The 16,448-nt window shown below is 73.8% G+C and carries 14 protein-coding genes; 8 read left to right on the top strand and 6 right to left on the bottom strand.

Annotated elements, in window-relative coordinates; genetic code table 11:
* Positions 1-91: 91 nt before the first annotated feature.
* Positions 92-1,567, top strand: a complete 1,476-nt coding sequence (gene der, locus ACFV6E_RS35560) for a ribosome biogenesis GTPase Der (RefSeq protein ID WP_385467351.1) — start codon at positions 92-94, stop codon at positions 1,565-1,567.
* Between the two features lie 60 nt (positions 1,568-1,627).
* Here the strand turns inward: der and ACFV6E_RS35565 are convergent, their stop codons facing one another.
* Together ACFV6E_RS35565 and ACFV6E_RS35570 are read right to left on the bottom strand one after the other, a co-directional pair.
* Positions 1,628-2,104 carry a hypothetical protein gene (locus ACFV6E_RS35565; protein ID WP_385467354.1) on the bottom strand — a complete coding sequence of 159 codons (477 nt, stop codon included), beginning with the start codon at positions 2,102-2,104 and terminating at the stop codon, positions 1,628-1,630.
* A 269-nt stretch (positions 2,105-2,373) separates the two neighbouring features.
* Positions 2,374-3,162, bottom strand: a complete 789-nt coding sequence (locus tag ACFV6E_RS35570; protein WP_385168311.1) for a hypothetical protein — start codon at positions 3,160-3,162, stop codon at positions 2,374-2,376.
* Between the two features lie 541 nt (positions 3,163-3,703).
* Between ACFV6E_RS35570 and ACFV6E_RS35575 the strand changes: the two genes are divergently transcribed.
* Positions 3,704-4,333 carry a transglycosylase family protein gene (locus ACFV6E_RS35575; protein WP_385168309.1) on the top strand — a complete coding sequence of 210 codons (630 nt, stop codon included), beginning with the start codon at positions 3,704-3,706 and terminating at the stop codon, positions 4,331-4,333.
* 177 nt (positions 4,334-4,510) lie between these two features.
* On the opposite strand, the gene ACFV6E_RS35580 is transcribed toward ACFV6E_RS35575, so the two are convergent.
* The 3 genes from ACFV6E_RS35580 to ACFV6E_RS35590 are packed head-to-tail and all read right to left on the bottom strand — an operon-like array spanning position 4,511 to position 8,774.
* Complete coding sequence (locus ACFV6E_RS35580) at positions 4,511-5,275, bottom strand: ABC transporter ATP-binding protein (protein WP_385467371.1); 765 nt, start codon at positions 5,273-5,275, stop codon at positions 4,511-4,513.
* A gap of 2 nt (positions 5,276-5,277) precedes the next feature.
* On the bottom strand, positions 5,278-8,292 hold the full coding sequence (locus tag ACFV6E_RS35585) for an ATP-binding cassette domain-containing protein (protein WP_385467357.1): 3,015 nt from the start codon (positions 8,290-8,292) through the stop codon (positions 5,278-5,280).
* The gene (locus ACFV6E_RS35590) at positions 8,292-8,774 is read right to left on the bottom strand and encodes a hypothetical protein (protein WP_385467360.1); all 483 of its coding nucleotides are present in this window, start codon (positions 8,772-8,774) and stop codon (positions 8,292-8,294) included. Before ACFV6E_RS35590 ends, ACFV6E_RS35585 begins: the two co-directional genes overlap by 1 nt.
* Positions 8,775-8,921: 147 nt before the next feature.
* Here ACFV6E_RS35590 and ACFV6E_RS35595 point away from each other — a divergent pair, with 147 nt between their 5' ends.
* The 5 genes from ACFV6E_RS35595 to ACFV6E_RS35615 all read left to right on the top strand — a co-directional run bounded on the left by ACFV6E_RS35595 (position 8,922) and on the right by ACFV6E_RS35615 (position 14,214).
* Positions 8,922-9,476, top strand: a complete 555-nt coding sequence (locus ACFV6E_RS35595; protein WP_385467362.1) for a hypothetical protein — start codon at positions 8,922-8,924, stop codon at positions 9,474-9,476.
* Between the two features lie 24 nt (positions 9,477-9,500).
* Entirely contained in the window at positions 9,501-10,796 is a 1,296-nt protein-coding gene (locus ACFV6E_RS35600) for an ABC transporter substrate-binding protein (protein ID WP_385176450.1), read from the top strand.
* Positions 10,797-10,950: 154 nt separating this feature from the next.
* Positions 10,951-12,219, top strand: a complete 1,269-nt coding sequence (locus tag ACFV6E_RS35605; RefSeq protein ID WP_385467365.1) for a glycosyltransferase family 4 protein — start codon at positions 10,951-10,953, stop codon at positions 12,217-12,219.
* A 104-nt stretch (positions 12,220-12,323) separates the two neighbouring features.
* The gene (locus tag ACFV6E_RS35610; RefSeq protein ID WP_385467373.1) at positions 12,324-13,103 is read left to right on the top strand and encodes a hypothetical protein; all 780 of its coding nucleotides are present in this window, start codon (positions 12,324-12,326) and stop codon (positions 13,101-13,103) included.
* A gap of 64 nt (positions 13,104-13,167) precedes the next feature.
* The gene (locus ACFV6E_RS35615) at positions 13,168-14,214 is read left to right on the top strand and encodes a helix-turn-helix transcriptional regulator (RefSeq protein ID WP_385176444.1); all 1,047 of its coding nucleotides are present in this window, start codon (positions 13,168-13,170) and stop codon (positions 14,212-14,214) included.
* Here ACFV6E_RS35615 and ctaD read toward each other — a convergent pair.
* Complete coding sequence (gene ctaD / locus ACFV6E_RS35620) at positions 14,108-15,787, bottom strand: cytochrome c oxidase subunit I (protein WP_385176442.1); 1,680 nt, start codon at positions 15,785-15,787, stop codon at positions 14,108-14,110. The two genes, ACFV6E_RS35615 and ctaD, sit on opposite strands and share 107 nt — an antisense overlap.
* 404 nt (positions 15,788-16,191) lie before the next feature.
* Here ctaD and ACFV6E_RS35625 point away from each other — a divergent pair, with 404 nt between their 5' ends.
* Positions 16,192-16,407 (top strand): I78 family peptidase inhibitor, encoded by a 216-nt coding sequence (locus ACFV6E_RS35625; RefSeq protein ID WP_385176439.1) that lies wholly within the window; start codon positions 16,192-16,194, stop codon positions 16,405-16,407.
* Positions 16,408-16,448: the final 41 nt, after the last annotated feature.

Raw genomic sequence — 16,448 nt, forward strand, 5'->3', positions numbered from 1 at the left:
AGTAGTGGATCACCCGGGATGTCCGGACCGTCCGGCCCGGCCTCCGGGGCGCTCCACCGATCACCACGATGAACGACGAGGTACGCACTTCATGAACGACCACATCCAGCCCGACGGCTCGGCTGAGCACGAGCACGGGGCACTTGGCGACGCCGAGTACGCGTCGTTCATGGAGCTCGCCGCCGAAGAGGGCTTCGACATCGAGGACGTCGAGGGCGCGATCGAGGAGGCCGGCCACGGGCCGCTCCCGGTGCTCGCCGTCGTCGGCCGCCCGAACGTCGGCAAGTCGACCCTGGTGAACCGCATCATCGGCCGCCGCGAAGCCGTCGTCGAGGACAAGCCGGGCGTCACCCGCGACCGTGTCACCTACGAGGCCGAGTGGGCGGGCCGCCGCTTCAAGGTCGTCGACACCGGCGGCTGGGAGCAGGACGTGCTGGGCATCGACGCCTCCGTCGCCGCCCAGGCCGAGTACGCGATCGAGGCGTCCGACGCGGTCGCCTTCGTCGTCGACTCCAAGGTCGGCGCCACGGACACCGACGAGGCCGTGGTCCGGCTGCTGCGCAAGGCGGGCAAGCCCGTCGTGCTCTGCGCCAACAAGGTCGACGGCCCGAGCGGCGAGGCCGACGCCTCGTACCTGTGGTCGCTGGGCCTCGGCGAGCCGCACCCGGTCTCCGCGCTGCACGGCCGCGGCACCGGCGACATGCTGGACGCCGTCCTGGAGGCGCTGCCCGAGGCGCCCGCGCAGACCTTCGGCGGCGCGGTCGGCGGCCCCCGCCGCATCGCCCTGATCGGCCGCCCGAACGTCGGCAAGTCCTCGCTGCTGAACAAGGTGGCGAACGAGGAGCGCGTCGTCGTCAACGAGCTCGCGGGCACCACCCGCGACCCGGTCGACGAGCTGATCGAGCTCGGCGGGATCACCTGGAAGTTCGTCGACACGGCCGGCATCCGCAAGCGGGTCCACCTCCAGCAGGGCGCCGACTACTACGCCTCGCTGCGCACCGCCGCCGCGGTCGAGAAGGCCGAGGTCGCGGTCATCCTGCTGGACGCCAGCGAGACCATCTCCGTCCAGGACCAGCGCATCGTCACCATGGCCGTGGAAGCCGGCCGCGCGGTCGTCCTCGCCTTCAACAAGTGGGACACCCTGGACGAGGAGCGCCGCTTCTACCTGGAGCGGGAGATCGAGACCGAGCTCGGCCAGATCGCCTGGGCGCCCCGGGTCAACGTCTCGGCGCGCACCGGACGGCACATGGAGAAGCTCGTCCCCGCCATCGAGACGGCGCTCGCCGGCTGGGAGACCCGCGTTCCGACGGGCCGCCTGAACGCCTTCCTCGGTGAGCTGGTCGCCGCCCATCCGCACCCGATCCGGGGCGGCAAGCAGCCCCGCATCCTCTTCGGTACGCAGGCGGGCACCAAGCCCCCGCGGTTCGTGCTCTTCTCCTCCGGCTTCATCGAGCACGGCTACCGGCGGTTCATCGAGCGCAGGCTCCGCGAGGAGTTCGGCTTCGAGGGCACGCCGCTGCACATCTCCGTGCGGGTGCGCGAGAAGCGCGGCGCCAGGAAGAAGTAGCGCGGCGGTGCGCGCGGGACCGAGGCCTGAGGTACGGTCCCGCGCGCGCCGGCCGCCGGCTCAGAGCTCCCGGCGGGGCGCCGGGGGCAGCGCGGCCGGGACATGGTGCGCGCTGTTGCCGCGCTGCCGGGCGTTCGGCTGCCAGATCGCGGTGGCCGACACCGTGTGGCCGGGCTGCGCGTCGTGCCCGGCGGCCCGGTTCCCGTGCCCGTGTCCGTGTCCGTGCTGATGCCCGTGCTGGTGCTGTGCGCCGGCCTGGCGCGCGGAGTGCGCGCCCGCGCTGTAGGCGCTGTACGAGCTGTAGGAGTGGTGCGGGTGGTACGAACCCGTGCCGTACGGGCGGTGGCCGAAGGCCGTGAAACCCAGCTCCTCCTCGCCCTGCCGGTCGCCGGGCAGCGCCCGGAAGGACCTGACCCACTCGGCGTACAGAGCGTCGTAGATCGGTGTGGCCGAGGAGACGCCCGAGGAGTCCTGGGACGGTCGCGCGGACGGGATCGGCTGGAAGGGACGGCGGCGGGAGGAGTCGTAGGTGTGCACGTAGGTGCCAACGACCCCGCCGCCCAACGGATGCGGCCGCCGGCCCGCATTCGCAGGTCAGCCGGATCGTGGGCGGGGCGTACGGGGGAGCGGGGCGCGTGCTCTCGCGGGAGCGGCCGGTTCTCGCGGGAGCGGCCGGGCGGCCGGAAGAGTCCTGTGCGAAGCGCTCTGCTGCCGCCCTGTGCCGCCCGGGTGCCCGAGCGCGACGGCTCCCCCGGCGCGCGTGCCGGGGGAGCCGTGGGTGTGTCCGCGCGCGGGGCGCGGTAGGCTCAGGTGCCCGCGAGGGGCATCGCCACGGCGACCAGCTGACCGTTGGCGGCGGCCTTGTCGAGGGCGTCGCGCAGCAGGTCCTCGCGGGGCTGGCGGCCGATCGAGCCCGCCGGGGCCGCGAACAGCAGCACCTGCTGGTGCTTGTTGGCGGCCGACCGCCAGCTCTCGGTGACCTGGAGCGGCTGGTGCGCCTGCCACCAGGCGACCGGTGAACCGCCGCCGGTGCCCGGCTGGAGCACGGCGTGGAGCTGGCCCATGGCGAGCAGCACCGACCAGCCGTGCAGCACGGACGGCACCGAGGCCAGCCCGGTCAGCGGCATGAAGCCCTGCTCGATGAGGAGCGGCAGGAAGTCGTCGCCGGTGCCGGTCGTGCCCGGGCGCACGATGGGCCCGGTGGGCTCGACCACGAGCGCCGGGTGCAGCTCGCCGTTGATCAGCACGAGCCCGCTGGTGACCCCGAGCACGGCCTGCTCGGGCACGGCCTTGACGGGCGCGCCCGCGACCCGGCCCTGGTCGGGGGCGATGGAGCGGACGGCGCCCTGGAGCTGCTCCTCGGTGACCTGGACGACCTGGGAGGGCAGACAGGTGGCGTGGGCGAAGGCGAGGACTGCGGTCTCGTCGCCGATGAACAGGACCGTGCTGGTGCGCTCCTGTTCCGAGTCGCCCGGGGTGCGGCAGGACGTGCAGTCGTAACTGCCCGGGGCGTTCTCTCCGGCGAGCAGCCGGTCGGCTTCTTCGTCGCCGATCTCGGCGCGTACGTCGTCGCTGACGTCGAGCATGCGCGGCACGGGTGGCTCCTCGGGATGCGGTGCGTGGGGAGGCCGGGTGGCTCCCGGCCCATGAACGCGGGGGATTCCCGGTTCATGAAGATGACAACGGGCGATCTGTGGCCGGAGTCACGCTCGACGGCGAACGGAATCGAACCATCCGGCGCGCAGCGTGAGGGCGGACCCGGAATCCGTCACTCCATGCCAACTACTCGGACTGTCAAGGAAGTTGAGACGGTGACCTCAGTCACAGATCGGCGGGTGAGCGGGCCGACAAATCCGGAAATCAGGCAATGAAGTGGGTGGCCGGAAGCTGACGATACCCCCGGTAATCGCGGATTGGCCTGGGCCGACGATGAGTTGGTTGTCGCCCACCCGCCGTGTCCTTAAATTCCTCCGCCGTGTGCAACGAGCACCGCTCGGGAACGTCCGCCGACCACGGCACAGCCGGCTCTCTCGCACCACGCCCGGCGGACGGGACGGAGCGCGACGACCGCGTCGTACGCGACGGGACTCGCGCTTTCGTTCTGGGGGGACCCCGGGTCCTTCGAGAGGGAGTTACATGTCCGAATGTGCCGAGAACACTCATAAGGCTCGTACGACTCGTACGACGGCGGTCCTCGCCGGTGCGGCACTGCTCGCTCCGCTCGGACTGCTTGCCGCGACCGGCGACGCCGCCGCGGCCGACAGCGGAGTGTGGGACCGCATCGCCCAGTGCGAGAGCGGTGGTAACTGGCACATCAACACCGGAAACGGCTACTACGGAGGGCTTCAGTTCTCCGCCGCCACCTGGCGGGGGTTCGGCGGCACGGCCTACGCGTCGAGGGCGGATCAGGCGTCCAGGTCCGCCCAGATCGCCGTCGCCACCAAGGTGCAGCGCGTGCAGGGGTGGGGCGCGTGGCCGGTCTGCTCGGTCCGGGCGGGGGCGTACGGGAGCGCGCCCGCCGCCTCGGGGGCCGGAGCGGTGAAGAAGGCGGTGCCCAAGTCGGCACCGGTGCAGGCGCCGACGCGGTCGCAGGGGCACACCGACCGCGGCGCGTCGCGCGGCGACTACACGGTCCGCCACGGCGACACGCTGAGCGGCATCGCGGCACGGTACGGGACGAGCTGGCGCGCGCTCTACGGCGCCAACCGGACGGTCGTCGGCGCCGATCCCGATCTGATCGTCCCGGGGCAGCGGCTCGACGTCTGAGCCGTTCCCCCTCCGCCCCGGGGGCTCGGGGCCCCGCCCGGTCCTCCCGCCGGACGGGGCCCTGACCGGGGCACACGGAGGCTGCGGCCTCCCACGGAACGGCCCGTACGGCCCCGACCGCACCGGGAGCAGCCACGGGCCGGCGCGGACCGGCCGAACCCGGGCCCGCGACGCCTTTCACCCGGCCGTTTCCCGGCCGTGGCCGGGCCCGCGTCCCGGCCGGTCCCCGTCCGCCGTCCCCGGCGGGCCCACCGTCCCCGGCAGCCCCGCCGCCCGGGCCGCCGCGGTCGCTTCGGCCGCCTCGCCGCTGAACACCACCGCCCCACGGCTCAGTTCATGGACGTACGTCGTCGGGCGCGCGGCCCCGCGCAGGGCGGGCGGCAGCCGCTGTTCCGCGACGACGACACAGGCGTCCAGCGCCCGCAGCAGCTCGTACGTGCGGGCGGCGACCGCCGGGGACATGCCCTGGGCGGGCTCGTCGACGAGCACCACGCGCGCGTGCGACAGCAGGGCACGGCACAGGGCGAGCATGCGCCGCTCGCCACCGGAGAGGGTGCCGGCGCGGCGGGGGAGCAGCGGCCCCAGCTCCGGATAGGCGGCGAGGGCGGCCCCGGGGGCCCGCGTGCCCCGTCCGCCCGCCGCCAGTTCCAGGTTCTCCCGGACCGTGAGCGAGCCGAAGACGGCCTGCCGTTCCGGTACCAGACACAGCCCGCGGCGCGCCCGGACGTGCGGCGGCAGCCGGGTCACGTCGACACCGTCCCAGACGACGGACCCGCCGGACAGCGCCACGGTCCCGGCCAGCGCACGCAGCACGGTCGTGCGGCCGGAGCCGTTGCGGCCCAGCAGCACGGTGAGTCCGGGGTCCGGTGCGGTGAGGGAGATGCCGTGCAGGGCTTCCAGGGGGCCGTAGCGCACGCGCGCGTGGAGCAGAGCGAGAGCGATGGTCACGGCTTCGCCGCCGTCGCGAGGCTTTCGACCACTCGGTCGGCCGGGCCCGAGGTCACGATCCGGCCCGCCGTCATGACGTGCACCGTGTCGGCCAGGCCGGCGACCAGGTCGAGGTCGTGCTCGACCACGAGCAGTGCCGTGCCGTCCGCGGCGAGCGCCCGCAGCAGCCGGGCCAGGGCGGCCACCTCGTCGGCGTCGAGCCCGGCGGCGGGCTCGTCCAGGAGCAGTACCCGGGGCGAGCCGGCCAGCGCCCGGGCCAGCTCCACCCGGCGCAGGGTGCCCGTCGGCAGCCCCGCCGCGGGCCGGTCGCGCACCGGTCCGTCGAGGCCGAGCAGCCGCAGCGTACGGCCGACGGCCGCCGGATCGCTCACGCGTCCGTGCTCCGCGCCCACCCGCACGTTCTCGGCCACGGTCAGCGTCGGGAAGACGGCCAGGCGCTGGAAGGTCCGTGCGAGGCCGAGGCGCGTGCGGGCGTGCGCCGGGAGCCGGGTGATGTCCCGTGCGCCGTACAGCACGCTTCCCGCGCCCGGCCGCACGGTCCCGGCCAGGCAGTGGAACAGCGTGCTCTTCCCGGCCCCGTTGGGCCCCACGACGGCCGTGACTTGCCCGGACCGCACCTCGAGATCGACTCCGCCGAGCGCGCTGAGACCCCCGTACCGCACCTGGAGACGGCGGGCGCGCAGGACGACGCCCGGGGGAGCGGGTGGGGGCGGCAGCAGGAGTACGGGGTGCGGCGGCGGGGGCGATGGAGGCCCGTCGCCCCCACCGCCGGGTGCCTTGGCGTCCGCCGGGCAGGCCGGCCGCGGTTGCGAAAGGCCGGGCAGGCGGTCGTGCAAGTGGTCGCGCAGGCGTTCACCGCGGGGCGTCAGAGCGGGTTCCCGCGGTGGGGCGAGGCGGGCCGCCGCGGTGCGCAGGGCACCGTACAGGCCGTCGGGGAAGCGGCCGGTCAGGAGCGCGAGGAGGCCGATGACGGCGGCCGCGACGCCGCCTCGGGTACCGGCGTCCAGGCCGACCACCAGGGCCGCGGCGAGCAGCGCCCCGAGGACGTCGTCGGCGCCGAGGACGACGACCGCGGCGAACCAGAGCAGGCCGCGGACGGGGTCGTAGGCGCCCGGGTCGAAGGCGCGCAGACCCATGCCGAGCATCCCGCCGCCCAGCGCGGCGAGCGCGGCGCCCGTGACGAAGGCCGTCAGCTTCAGGGCGGGCACGGGCACCCCCGCCGCCGACGCGCCCTCCTCGTGGTCCCGCAGCGCGGCCAGGGCGCGGCCAGCCCGCCCCCGGCGCAGACCGAGCACGACGAGCAACGCGGCGGTGAGCAGGGCCAGTTCGAGCAGATAGAAGGCGCGGTCACCGTCGAAGCCCGCCGGGCGGCCGAGTGCGAGCCCGGCCGTCGCATACGGCTGGGCGAGGACGAAGCGGCTCACGCCCACCCCGACGGCGAACGTGGCCAGCGCCAGGGCGAGCCCGCGGCGGCCGATCGCCGGCCGGCCGGTGAGCAGGCCCAGCGGGGCGACCAGGAGGACGGCGGCGGCGAGCGCGCCCAGTTCGGGCAGGCGCGGCAGACCGGGGAAGCGGCCCGCCGCGAGCAGCGCCGTGAACAGGGCGCCCAGACCCGCGTACGCGGCCTGCCCCAGGGAGATCTGGCCGCCGCGGCCGGTCACCACGACCAGGGAGAGCAGTGCCACCCCGAGCGCCGGCACCTGTAGCGACGTGTGCAGGTCGGAGCCCGCGAAGCCGAGCGGCAGGAGGAAGAGGACCGCGGCGACCGGCCACACCCAGGACGGCGTCCCCGCGCGCGCGGAGGCGCTGCGCGGAAGGCCGTCGCGCTCGCCGGTCCCGGGCCGGCCACCGGTCCCGGGCTGGCCACCAGTCCTGGGCTGGCCACCAGTCCTGAGCCGGTCGCCGATGCCGGGCCGCTCGCCGGTCCCGGGCCGGCTGTCGGTCCCGGGGCGGCTGTCGGTCCCGTGCCGGCCACCAGTCCCGTGCCGGTCACCGATGCAGTGCCGGTCACCGGTCCCGGGCCGCTCACCGCCCCCGAGCCTGCCACCGCCCCCGGGCCGCTCACCGCCCCCGGGCCGCTCACCGCCCCCGAGCCTGCCACCGCCCCCCGGCCGACCACCGCCCCCCGGCCGTTCGCCGCCTCCCGGCCGTTCGCCCACGCCCGGCAGGGCGAGGGCGGTGACGAGCAGTGCGACCACGAAGAGGTTCGCGCCGATGGCCTGGAGCAGCGGTTCCGCGTGGCCCTGCGGGTGCAGCCGGGTGAGCTGGCTCTGCGCGATCCCGATGCCCAGGGCCACCGCCACGACGACCGGCAGACTGCGCATCCGCGCGGCCACCGCCACCGCGACCACCTCCATGACGAGCAGCGGCAGGCCGTACGGGTCGAGACGCACCTGGGAGGCGAGCAGCACGCCCGTCAGACCGGCCGTGAACGAGCCGAACGCCCAGCCCGCGGCGGCCACCCGGTCCGCGTCGACGCCGCTGAGCGAGGCGAGCGCCCGGTCGTCGACGACGGCCCGCAGCTGACGCCCGAAGCGCGTGCGGCGGGTGACCGCCCCGACGCCCGCCGCGAGGAGCACGACCGCGGCGAGCTGGGCCCACGGCTCCCACGGCCGCCCGGGCAGCAGCGCCGGCGCGTCGTCGCGCGCCCCGGTGCCCCACACCAGCACCGCCCCGCCGACCAGCAGCACGAAGACGCCGAGGGAGGCGACCAGGGTCCGGCCCGGATCGCCGCCCAGGACGGACAGCGGGCGGAAGACGAAGCGCTCCAGGGCGACGCCGATGCCGGGCGCCACCAGCAGCAGCGTCACCGCCGCGGCGAGCCCGAGCGGCCAGTGCCACTCGACCGTCAACTGCCGCAGCAGGTACGCGCAGACCATGGCGACGGCCCCGTGCGCAAGGTTGAGCACGCCCGTCGCCCGGTAGGTGACGACGAGTCCGATGCCGGTGAGGGCGGCGGCGGCCCCCACCGAGAGCCCGGCCAGCGTGAGGTCGTACGTCAGGGACCCCATCAGCCTTCCCGGCCGGGTCCGGGCGGTTCGCAGATCGGGCAGGGCCGCAGCTCGCCGCCCGCGAGCACCCCCGAATCCACCGGGACCGCCTCGGGCTTGCCGCTGACCAGGGGGCAGTCCGCGCGGTGCCAGAGCGTCCCGCCGGGCACCATCGCCAACTCGGCGCTGACGGCCACCGCAGCGGTCACCGGCGGCTCCGCCTCGCCGGACCCGGCGGGTCCGGCCGCCACCAGCAGTCCGTACAGCTCCTCGGCGCGCGCCGCGGCCGCCGCGCCGCGTCCCTGGGCGAGCAGCACCGCGCCCGCGACGATCAGGGCCGCACCGGGCACCGTGCAGGAGGCCAGGTAGGGCACCTGCCGTTCGGCGAAGCGCTCGCCGGAGACGCCGTACCAGCCGAGGACGCACAGCACCGCGCCAGCGGTGAGCGCGGCGCATCCGGCCCAGAGCACGGGGTGCGCGGTCCGCGATCGAGCTGTCCGCATCCGGCCGCTCCTAGGTCGGGTCCCGGTCCGTGCCGGCCAATGGCTTGCACTATGCCTACTGGAAGCCGACCCTGAAAGGCCTACTGGAAGCTGGCCTCGAAAGCTCCGGGCGCGCCCGGCCCGGACCGACACCCGGTGGTGAGCCAGATGGTTCTCGGGAGCGACGTCAGGCGGGGGACCGGCCGTGCGGCGCCGGCGCTGGTGGTACTGGCCCTGGCCGCGGCCCTCACGGCGTGCGGCGACGACAGCGGAGGCGACGAGTCCGCCCCGCCGGCCTCCGCTTCCTCCGAGGACACCGCCGGTTCGGCGCCGGGCACCGCCACGGCCGGCGCGACGGCTCCGGCCGACACCGCGAAGGCGGAGCGCGAGATCAGGCGGAACTGGGAGAGGTTCTTCGACCCTTCCGTCTCCCTGAAGGACAAACAGGCCGTCCTGGAGAACGGCGCGGCGATGAGCGCGGTCCTCAAGGGTTTCAGCGGGGACGAGCGCGGCGGCCAGGTGGCGGCCGAGGTGCAGAAGATCGTGTTCACCTCGCCCACCGGCGCCGACGTGGCCTACGCGCTGACCCTCAAGGGCACCACCGCCCTCCCGGACGCCTCGGGGACGGCCGTCGAGCAGGACGGCACCTGGAAGGTGTCGGTCAGGACGCTGTGCGCGCTGGTCCTGCTCAGCGGCGACAAGTCCCCCGGACCCGGCTGCTGACCGGCCGTGCACACGGTGCGCTCCGTGCTCGCGGAAAGGGCGCCGGCGGCGCTCGCGGGAAGGGCGCTCGCCGCGGGGCTGCTGCTCCTGCCGGCCGCCGCCTGCGGCAGCCGGCTGCCCGAGCGCGACTTCGAGAACCGTGCGACACCGGCCCCGCAGGGCGGCGCTCCCGTCCGGGTCGGAGTGATCACCAGTGCGACCAGCCCGGTCGGCGGCTCCGCGTTCACCGGACCGCGCGACGGCGCGAAGGCGTACTTCGACCGGCTCAACGCGCGCGGCGGCATCGCGGGCCGCACCGTCGAGGTGCGCACCTGCGACGACGGCGGCAGCGGCGTCGGCAACAACGCATGCGTGCACCGGCTCGTGACCGAGGACGAGGTCGTCGCCCTGGTGGCCACCACCGTCCTCGACTACGCCGGCGCCTTCGAGGTGTCCCGCGCGCGCGTGCCCGACGTCGGCGGCCAGCCCGTCGGCCCCGCGTACGACACGTATCCGCACCTGTACGGGATCTACGGCAGCCTCGCGCCGCGCGAGGGCACCCCCGGCTGGGGCGGGAAGCTCTACGGCGGCACGGAGGTCTACCGCTACTTCAAGCGCGAGCACGGCGCCCGTACGGCGGCCGTCGTCTCCTACAACCAGCCCGCGTCGGCCGCGTACGCCCGGCTCGTCATCCGCGGCCTCGAGGCCGAGGGCTACCGCGTCGTCACCGAGCAGGTCGACTTCGCGCTGCCCAACTTCCGCGCCGTGGCGGCCGACCTGAAGGAGCGGGGCGCCGACCTCGTCTTCGACGCCCTGGACACGCACGGCAACGCCCGGCTGTGCGAGGCCATGGACGAGGCGGGCGCGGACGTCGTCGCGAAGGTGACCAACGTGCAGAACTGGACGTCCACCGTCCCGGAGGACTACAGACACGCGCCGCGCTGCCGCAACGCCCTGTGGGCGACCGGTGCCAGCCGCAACTACGACGACACGCGGAACGCGGCCGTACGGGAGTTCCGCGCGGCCACCGAGGGGCTGGCCACGCACTCGCAGTGGCAGCTCGAGGGCTGGGCAGCCGCCCGCTGGTTCACCGACGCGGCGAGATCCTGCGCACCGGGCGGCATCACGCGCGCGTGCGTCGACGGTTACCTGAACAGAGGCACCCCGTACACCGCGGGCGGCCTGCTGCTCCCGGTGACCTACGCGCACCTGGAACGGCCCCCGGGCACCCGACGCACCTGCGTCTCGGTCGCCCGCTGGCGGGACCGCGCGGGCTGGGTCACCCAGGGCGACATGAACCGCAACTGCTTCCGCGTACCACAACTCGCCTACCGGCCCTGATGCGAGAACGCGCGGATCGGTTGCGCGAATCGCCTACCGATCGCGCAACCGTTCGGGAACAACACGGTGATGGCGCCCAACCCTGATCCTGTGCGGCCGGTCTAACCATCAGGTAGGGGGACGAGGCAGTGGATGACAGGGGATTCGGGGACGCATGCAGATTTCTTTCCTGATACACAACGCGTACGGAATCGGGGGGACGATCCGGACGACGTACAACCTGGCCAACACACTCGCCCAGCAGCACGACGTCGAGATCGTGTCGGTCTACCGCCACCGCGACGAGCCGGTCTTCGCACCGGACGCGCGCGTGCGGGTGCGCCACCTCGTCGACATCCGCGAGCACGGCCCGGGTTATCAGGGCGACGACCCCGACTACCGCCGTCCCGCCGAGGTCTTCCCGCGCGCCGAGGGCCGCTACGAGCAGTACAACGCCCTGACCGACCGGCGCATCGCCGAGCACCTGGGGTCCGTCGAGGCCGATGTCGTGGTCGGCACCCGGCCCGGTCTGAACGTGCACCTGGCCCGCCAGACCCGGCGCGGCCCGCTCCGCGTCGGCCAGGAGCACCTCACCCTCGACAGCCACTCCCCGGCCCTGCGCACCCACCTGCGCGGCGTCTACCCGCGGCTCGACGCCGTCACCACGACCACCGAGGCCGACGCCCGCGCCTACCGCCGCAAGATGCGGCTGCCCGGCGTCCGGGTGCAGGCGCTGCCCAACCCGGTGCCGGCCCCGGCCATCGAGCCCGCCGACGGCTCCGGCAAATGGGTCGTCGCGGCCGGCCGGCTCGCCCCCGTCAAACGCTACGACCTGCTGATCAAGGCGTTCGACCGGGTGCGCGAGCAGCGGCCCGACTGGCGGCTGCGGATCTACGGCGGCGGCCGGCAGAAGGACAAGCTGCGCGGCCTCATCGACCAGCTCGGCCTGTACAACCACGTCTACCTGATGGGCCCGGCCAACCCCATCGAGCCGGAGTGGGCCAAGGGCTCCATCGCCGCCGTCACCTCCAGCCTGGAGTCGTTCGGCATGACCATCGTGGAGGCCATGCGCTGCGGACTGCCCGTGGTCTCCACCGACTGCCCGCACGGCCCCGGCGAGATCATCGACGACGGGGTGGACGGCCGGCTCGTCGAGGTCGGCAACACCGAGGCCATCGCCAGGGGCCTGCTCGAGCTGATCAACGACGACGAGAAGCGGCTGCGGATGGCCGGCGCCGCGCTCAAGGATTCCGAGCGCTTCGACCCCGCCCGCATCGCCGAGCGGTACGAGTCCCTCTTCGCCGAGCTGGCGGGGCACGGCGGCGGGAGCCCGGGCGGCCGGTTGCGCGGTTCCCTGCACCGCGCCCGGGGCGCGCTGCTCGGCGGGGCGTACGCGGTCCGGGACGCCGGGCGCGCCGCACTCAAGAAGGGGCGCACCGCGTGATGCCCCTGGCACCGCGGACCACCGGACCGCTCGGCGATCCGCACAAGGCCCCGCCCGCCGTCCCGCACCCGAAACCGAATCCGCACACCCACGAGGACACCGCCATGCCGCCGCGTGCCGACTGCATCGCCGACTCCGCGGGCGGGCTGACCTTCGACGTCACCGAGACCGGTGAGCCGGGGGACGCCTTCCTGGTGCTGCGCCGCCGCGAGGGCGACGAGGAGGTCAGTCTGCCGCTGGCCCCGGCCGGGGACGGCCGGCTGCGCGCCGCGCTGCCCAGCAACGTCGCCCTGCCCGAGGGGCGCTGGGACGCCTACGCCCGGGTCGCGGGCGGCGAGCCGCAGCGCCTCGTCCCCGGCGTCAACGACCTGCGCTCGCTCGTCGACCGGGCCCCCAGCGGCTCCCTCGGCCACGTCGCCGTCCGCATCCCGTACGCCACCAAGCACGGCAACCTCACCGTGCGGAGCTGGCTGCGCGCCCCGCACGCCGAGGCCGGTGAACTGCGCATCGAGAAGGACGAGCTGACCGTCGCCGGCCGGGTGTACGGCTCCCGGCCCGGCCCCGGCGCCTTCGCCGAACTGCGCGTCCGGCGGGACGCCGGTGCGGCGCCGGTGCGCGCCGAGGTTACCGGCGGCCAGAGCGAGTTCGCCTTCACGGTGGCCTACGGGACGCTGGCGCCGGGCGTCTGGGACCTGTGGCTGTACCCGGCGGGCGAGGCCGGGCCCCGGGTGCGGATCGCCCGGCTCCTGGACGACATCGCCGACAAGAAGCCGATCTTCACCTACCCCAGGACCGCCCTGGAGGGGGAGCACGGGCCGGTGCGCGCGGGCCCGTACTACACGCAGAACAACGACCTGTCGGTCACGGTCACCGCGGCGGACTGAGCCGCTGCGCTGCCAGAACCCTTGCGGACGCGGGCTGTCCGCAAGGGGTGGCAGACTCCGCACCATGTTGGAGACCTCGGCGCGCCTGCTGCGCCTGCTGTCACTGCTCCAGGCCCACCGGGAGTGGTCGGGGGCCGACCTGGCGGAGCGGCTCGGGGTCACGCCCCGCACCGTCCGCCGGGACGTGGACCGGCTGCGCGGACTCGGCTACCCGGTCAACGCCAGCCCGGGCACCGGCGGCGGCTACCAGCTGGGCGTGGGCGCCGAACTGCCGCCGCTGCTCCTGGACGACGACGAGGCGGTGGCCGTCGCGGTCGGCCTGCGCCAGGCCGCGGGCCAGGGCATCGACGGCATCGGCGAGACCTCCGTACGCGCCCTGGCCAAGCTGGAACAGGTGCTGCCGCACCGGCTGCGCCGCCGGGTGGGCGCCCTGAACGCCTTCACCGTGCCGATGCTGCGCGGCCCGGGTGCCGCCGCGGTCGACCCCGCCGTGCTCACCGAGCTCGCGCACGCCTGCCGCGACTGCGAGCGGCTGCGCTTCGACTACCTCGACCACGCGGGCGCGCCGACCCGCCGCACGGTCGAACCGCACCGCCTGGTCTGCTCGGAGCGCCGCTGGTACCTGGTCGCCTGGGACGTGGAGCGCGAGGGCTGGCGTACGTTCCGCGTCGACCGGATCACGCCCGCGCCGCCGCACGGACCGCGGTTCGTGCCCCGCGACCCGCCCGCCGAGGACCTCGCCGCCTACGTCTCCAAGGGGGTGTCCACGCGCGTGTACGCCGAGCAGGCGGTGGTCCGGCTCCTGGTGCCGGTGGAGGTGGCGGCGGAGAAGGTGTCGCCGTCCGCCGGGGTGCTCGAGGCGGAGAGCGGGCGGAGCTGTCTGCTGCGCACCGGGGCCGGCAGCCTCGACATCATGGTGGTCCACGTGGCGCTGCTGGGCCTGGAGTTCGAGGTGCTGGAGCCCGCCGGGCTGACCGGCGCGATCAGGGCGACGCGGGACCGGCTCAGCCGGGCTCTCGACCGGTCCGGGTCTGCGGCGGCTGCACCGCCGCGAAGTCGGGATGGTGCAGGTCGAACGCCGGAGCCTCCGAGCGGATCCGGGGCAGCGTGACGAAGTTGTGCCGCGGCGGCGGACACGAGGTCGCCCACTCCAGGGAACGCCCGAAGCCCCAGGGGTCGTCGACGGTGACCTTCTCGCCGTACTTGGCCGTCTTCCAGACGTTGTAGAGGAACGGCAGCGTCGACATGCCGAGCAGGAAGGCGCCGATCGAGGAGACCGTGTTGAGCGCCGTGAAGCCGTCGGCGGCCAGATAGTCCGCGTACCGCCGTGGCATGCCCTCGACGCCCAGCCAGTGCTGCACCAGGAACGTGATGTGGAAGCCGACGAACAGCGTCCAGAAATGGATCTTTCCGAGCCGTTCGTCGAGCATCTTCCCGGTGAACTTGGGCCACCAGAAGTAGAAACCGCCGAAGGTCGCGAAGACGACGGTGCCGAAGACGACGTAGTGGAAGTGCGCCACCACGAAATAGGTGTCCGAGACGTGGAAGTCCAGCGGCGGCGAGGCGAGGATCACCCCGGTCAGACCGCCGAACAGGAACGACACCAGGAATCCGGTCGCCCACAGCATCGGTGTCTCGAAGGACAGCGAGCCCTTGAGCATGGTGCCGGTCCAGTTGAAGAACTTCACCCCGGTGGGCACCGCGATCAGGAACGACATGAACGAGAAGAACGGCAGCAGCACGGCGCCGGTGACGAACATGTGGTGCGCCCACACGACGATCGACAGACCGGTGATCGCCATCGTCGCGGCCACCAGCGTGGTGTAGCCGAAGATCGGTTTCCGGCTGAAGACCGGAATGATCTCCGTGATGATCCCGAAGAACGGCAGCGCGATGATGTAGACCTCGGGATGCCCGAAGAACCAGAAGAGGTGCTGCCACAGCAGCGCCCCGCCGTTGACCGCGTCGAACACCGTCGAGCCGAACCGCCGGTCGGCCTCCAGGACCAGCAGCGCCGCCGCGAGCACCGGGAACGCGAACAGGATCAGGATCGAGGTGAAGAGCGTGTTCCAGGTGAAGATCGGCAGCCGGAACATGGTCATGCCGGGCGCGCGCATCCCGACGATGGTCGTGATGAAGTTGACCGCGCCGAGGATCGTGCCGAAGCCGGCCAGCGCCAGCCCCATGATCCACAGGTCGGCGCCGACGCCCGGCGACCGCTCCAGGCTGTTCAGCGGCGCGTAGGCGAACCAGCCGAAGGCCGCGGGCCCGCCGGGCACGATGAGCGAGCCGAGCACGATCAGGCCCCCGAACAGGAAGAACCAGTACGAGAGCATGTTGAGCCGGGGGAACGCCACGTCCGGTGAGCCGATCTGGAGCGGCATGATCTCGTTGGCGAAGCCCGCGAAGGTCGGGGTGGCGAAGAGCAGCAGCATGATCGTGCCGTGCATGGTGAACAGCTGGTTGAACTGGTTGTTGTCCACCAGTTGCAGGCCCGGCCGGGCGAGCTCGGCGCGCATCACCAGCGCCATGAGACCGCCGATCAGGAAGAAGACGAACGACGTGATCAGGTAGAGATGGCCGATCTTCTTGTGGTCGGTGGTGGTCAGCCAGTCCACCACCAGCCGCCCGGGTCGCCTCACCGGTAACGGTCGCGCTGCCGCCTGCGCGGTCTCCGTGCCCATCGCTCGCCCCTTCGCTCGTCGCGCCCTGGGCCTGCCGAAGCTCACGCCATGATGCTCGCCCTCCCCGGCGCTCCGACAGGGGGCGTGCGGCGGTCCTGTGCGGAAACCGTGTATTTCTTATGCGGCGTCAGCTTCCGCAATGGCCCGCGCATTCGACCGGAAACGTTATTGCGGGGCGGCGGCCGGTGTTTCTCCGGGCGGCCGAATCGGCGTCTGGGAACGCGGTACGGAATTCGCCGGGCGAGGGTTTCGGGCCACCGCGGAAACCGCTCGTACGTGTGACGGCTTTAGGCCGAGACGCGTGTCGTGATCCTGTGACAGAAGTGTGACCGGAGGGGTACGCGTCACGCATGGTGTCGGGACCGGGCTTCCCCGGCCGCGGCGCGCCGCCTAACGTGGCGGTCATGGCACCCATTCCCACTCCTTCCGCAGAACCCCAGGACAGCCCGGAGAGTTACGTCGGACTGGACGCGTCAGGGGCCGAGCGCCGCGCCCGCGAGCGCGGCTGGTCCACGGTGCGCTCGCTGCCGCCGGGGTCGGTCATCACGATGGAGTACCGCGTGGGGCGGCTCAACTTCGAGGTCTCCGACGGCAGGGTGACCCGCTGCTGGAAGGGCTGAGCACGCCCGCGGTACGGCGAAGGCCCCGGCTCCTTCAGGAG

This window comes from Streptomyces sp. NPDC059785, from assembly GCF_042732375.1.
Classification (GTDB): Bacteria; Actinomycetota; Actinomycetes; order Streptomycetales; family Streptomycetaceae; genus Streptomyces.

Bases quoted from the DNA above. Each gene is read 5' to 3' on its own strand.
- ctaD (WP_385176442.1), bottom strand. From the start codon at position 15,787: ATGGGCACGGAGACCGCGCAGGCGGCAGCGCGACCGTTACCGGTGAGG.
- der (WP_385467351.1), top strand. From the start codon at position 92: ATGAACGACCACATCCAGCCCGACGGCTCGGCTGAGCACGAGCACGGG.
- ACFV6E_RS35605 (WP_385467365.1), top strand. From the start codon at position 10,951: ATGCAGATTTCTTTCCTGATACACAACGCGTACGGAATCGGGGGGACG.
- ACFV6E_RS35585 (WP_385467357.1), bottom strand. From the start codon at position 8,292: ATGGGGTCCCTGACGTACGACCTCACGCTGGCCGGGCTCTCGGTGGGG.
- ACFV6E_RS35615 (WP_385176444.1), top strand. From the start codon at position 13,168: ATGTTGGAGACCTCGGCGCGCCTGCTGCGCCTGCTGTCACTGCTCCAG.
- ACFV6E_RS35595 (WP_385467362.1), top strand. From the start codon at position 8,922: ATGGTTCTCGGGAGCGACGTCAGGCGGGGGACCGGCCGTGCGGCGCCG.
- ACFV6E_RS35610 (WP_385467373.1), top strand. From the start codon at position 12,324: ATGCCGCCGCGTGCCGACTGCATCGCCGACTCCGCGGGCGGGCTGACC.
- ACFV6E_RS35625 (WP_385176439.1), top strand. From the start codon at position 16,192: ATGGCACCCATTCCCACTCCTTCCGCAGAACCCCAGGACAGCCCGGAG.
- ACFV6E_RS35575 (WP_385168309.1), top strand. From the start codon at position 3,704: ATGTCCGAATGTGCCGAGAACACTCATAAGGCTCGTACGACTCGTACG.
- ACFV6E_RS35590 (WP_385467360.1), bottom strand. From the start codon at position 8,774: ATGCGGACAGCTCGATCGCGGACCGCGCACCCCGTGCTCTGGGCCGGA.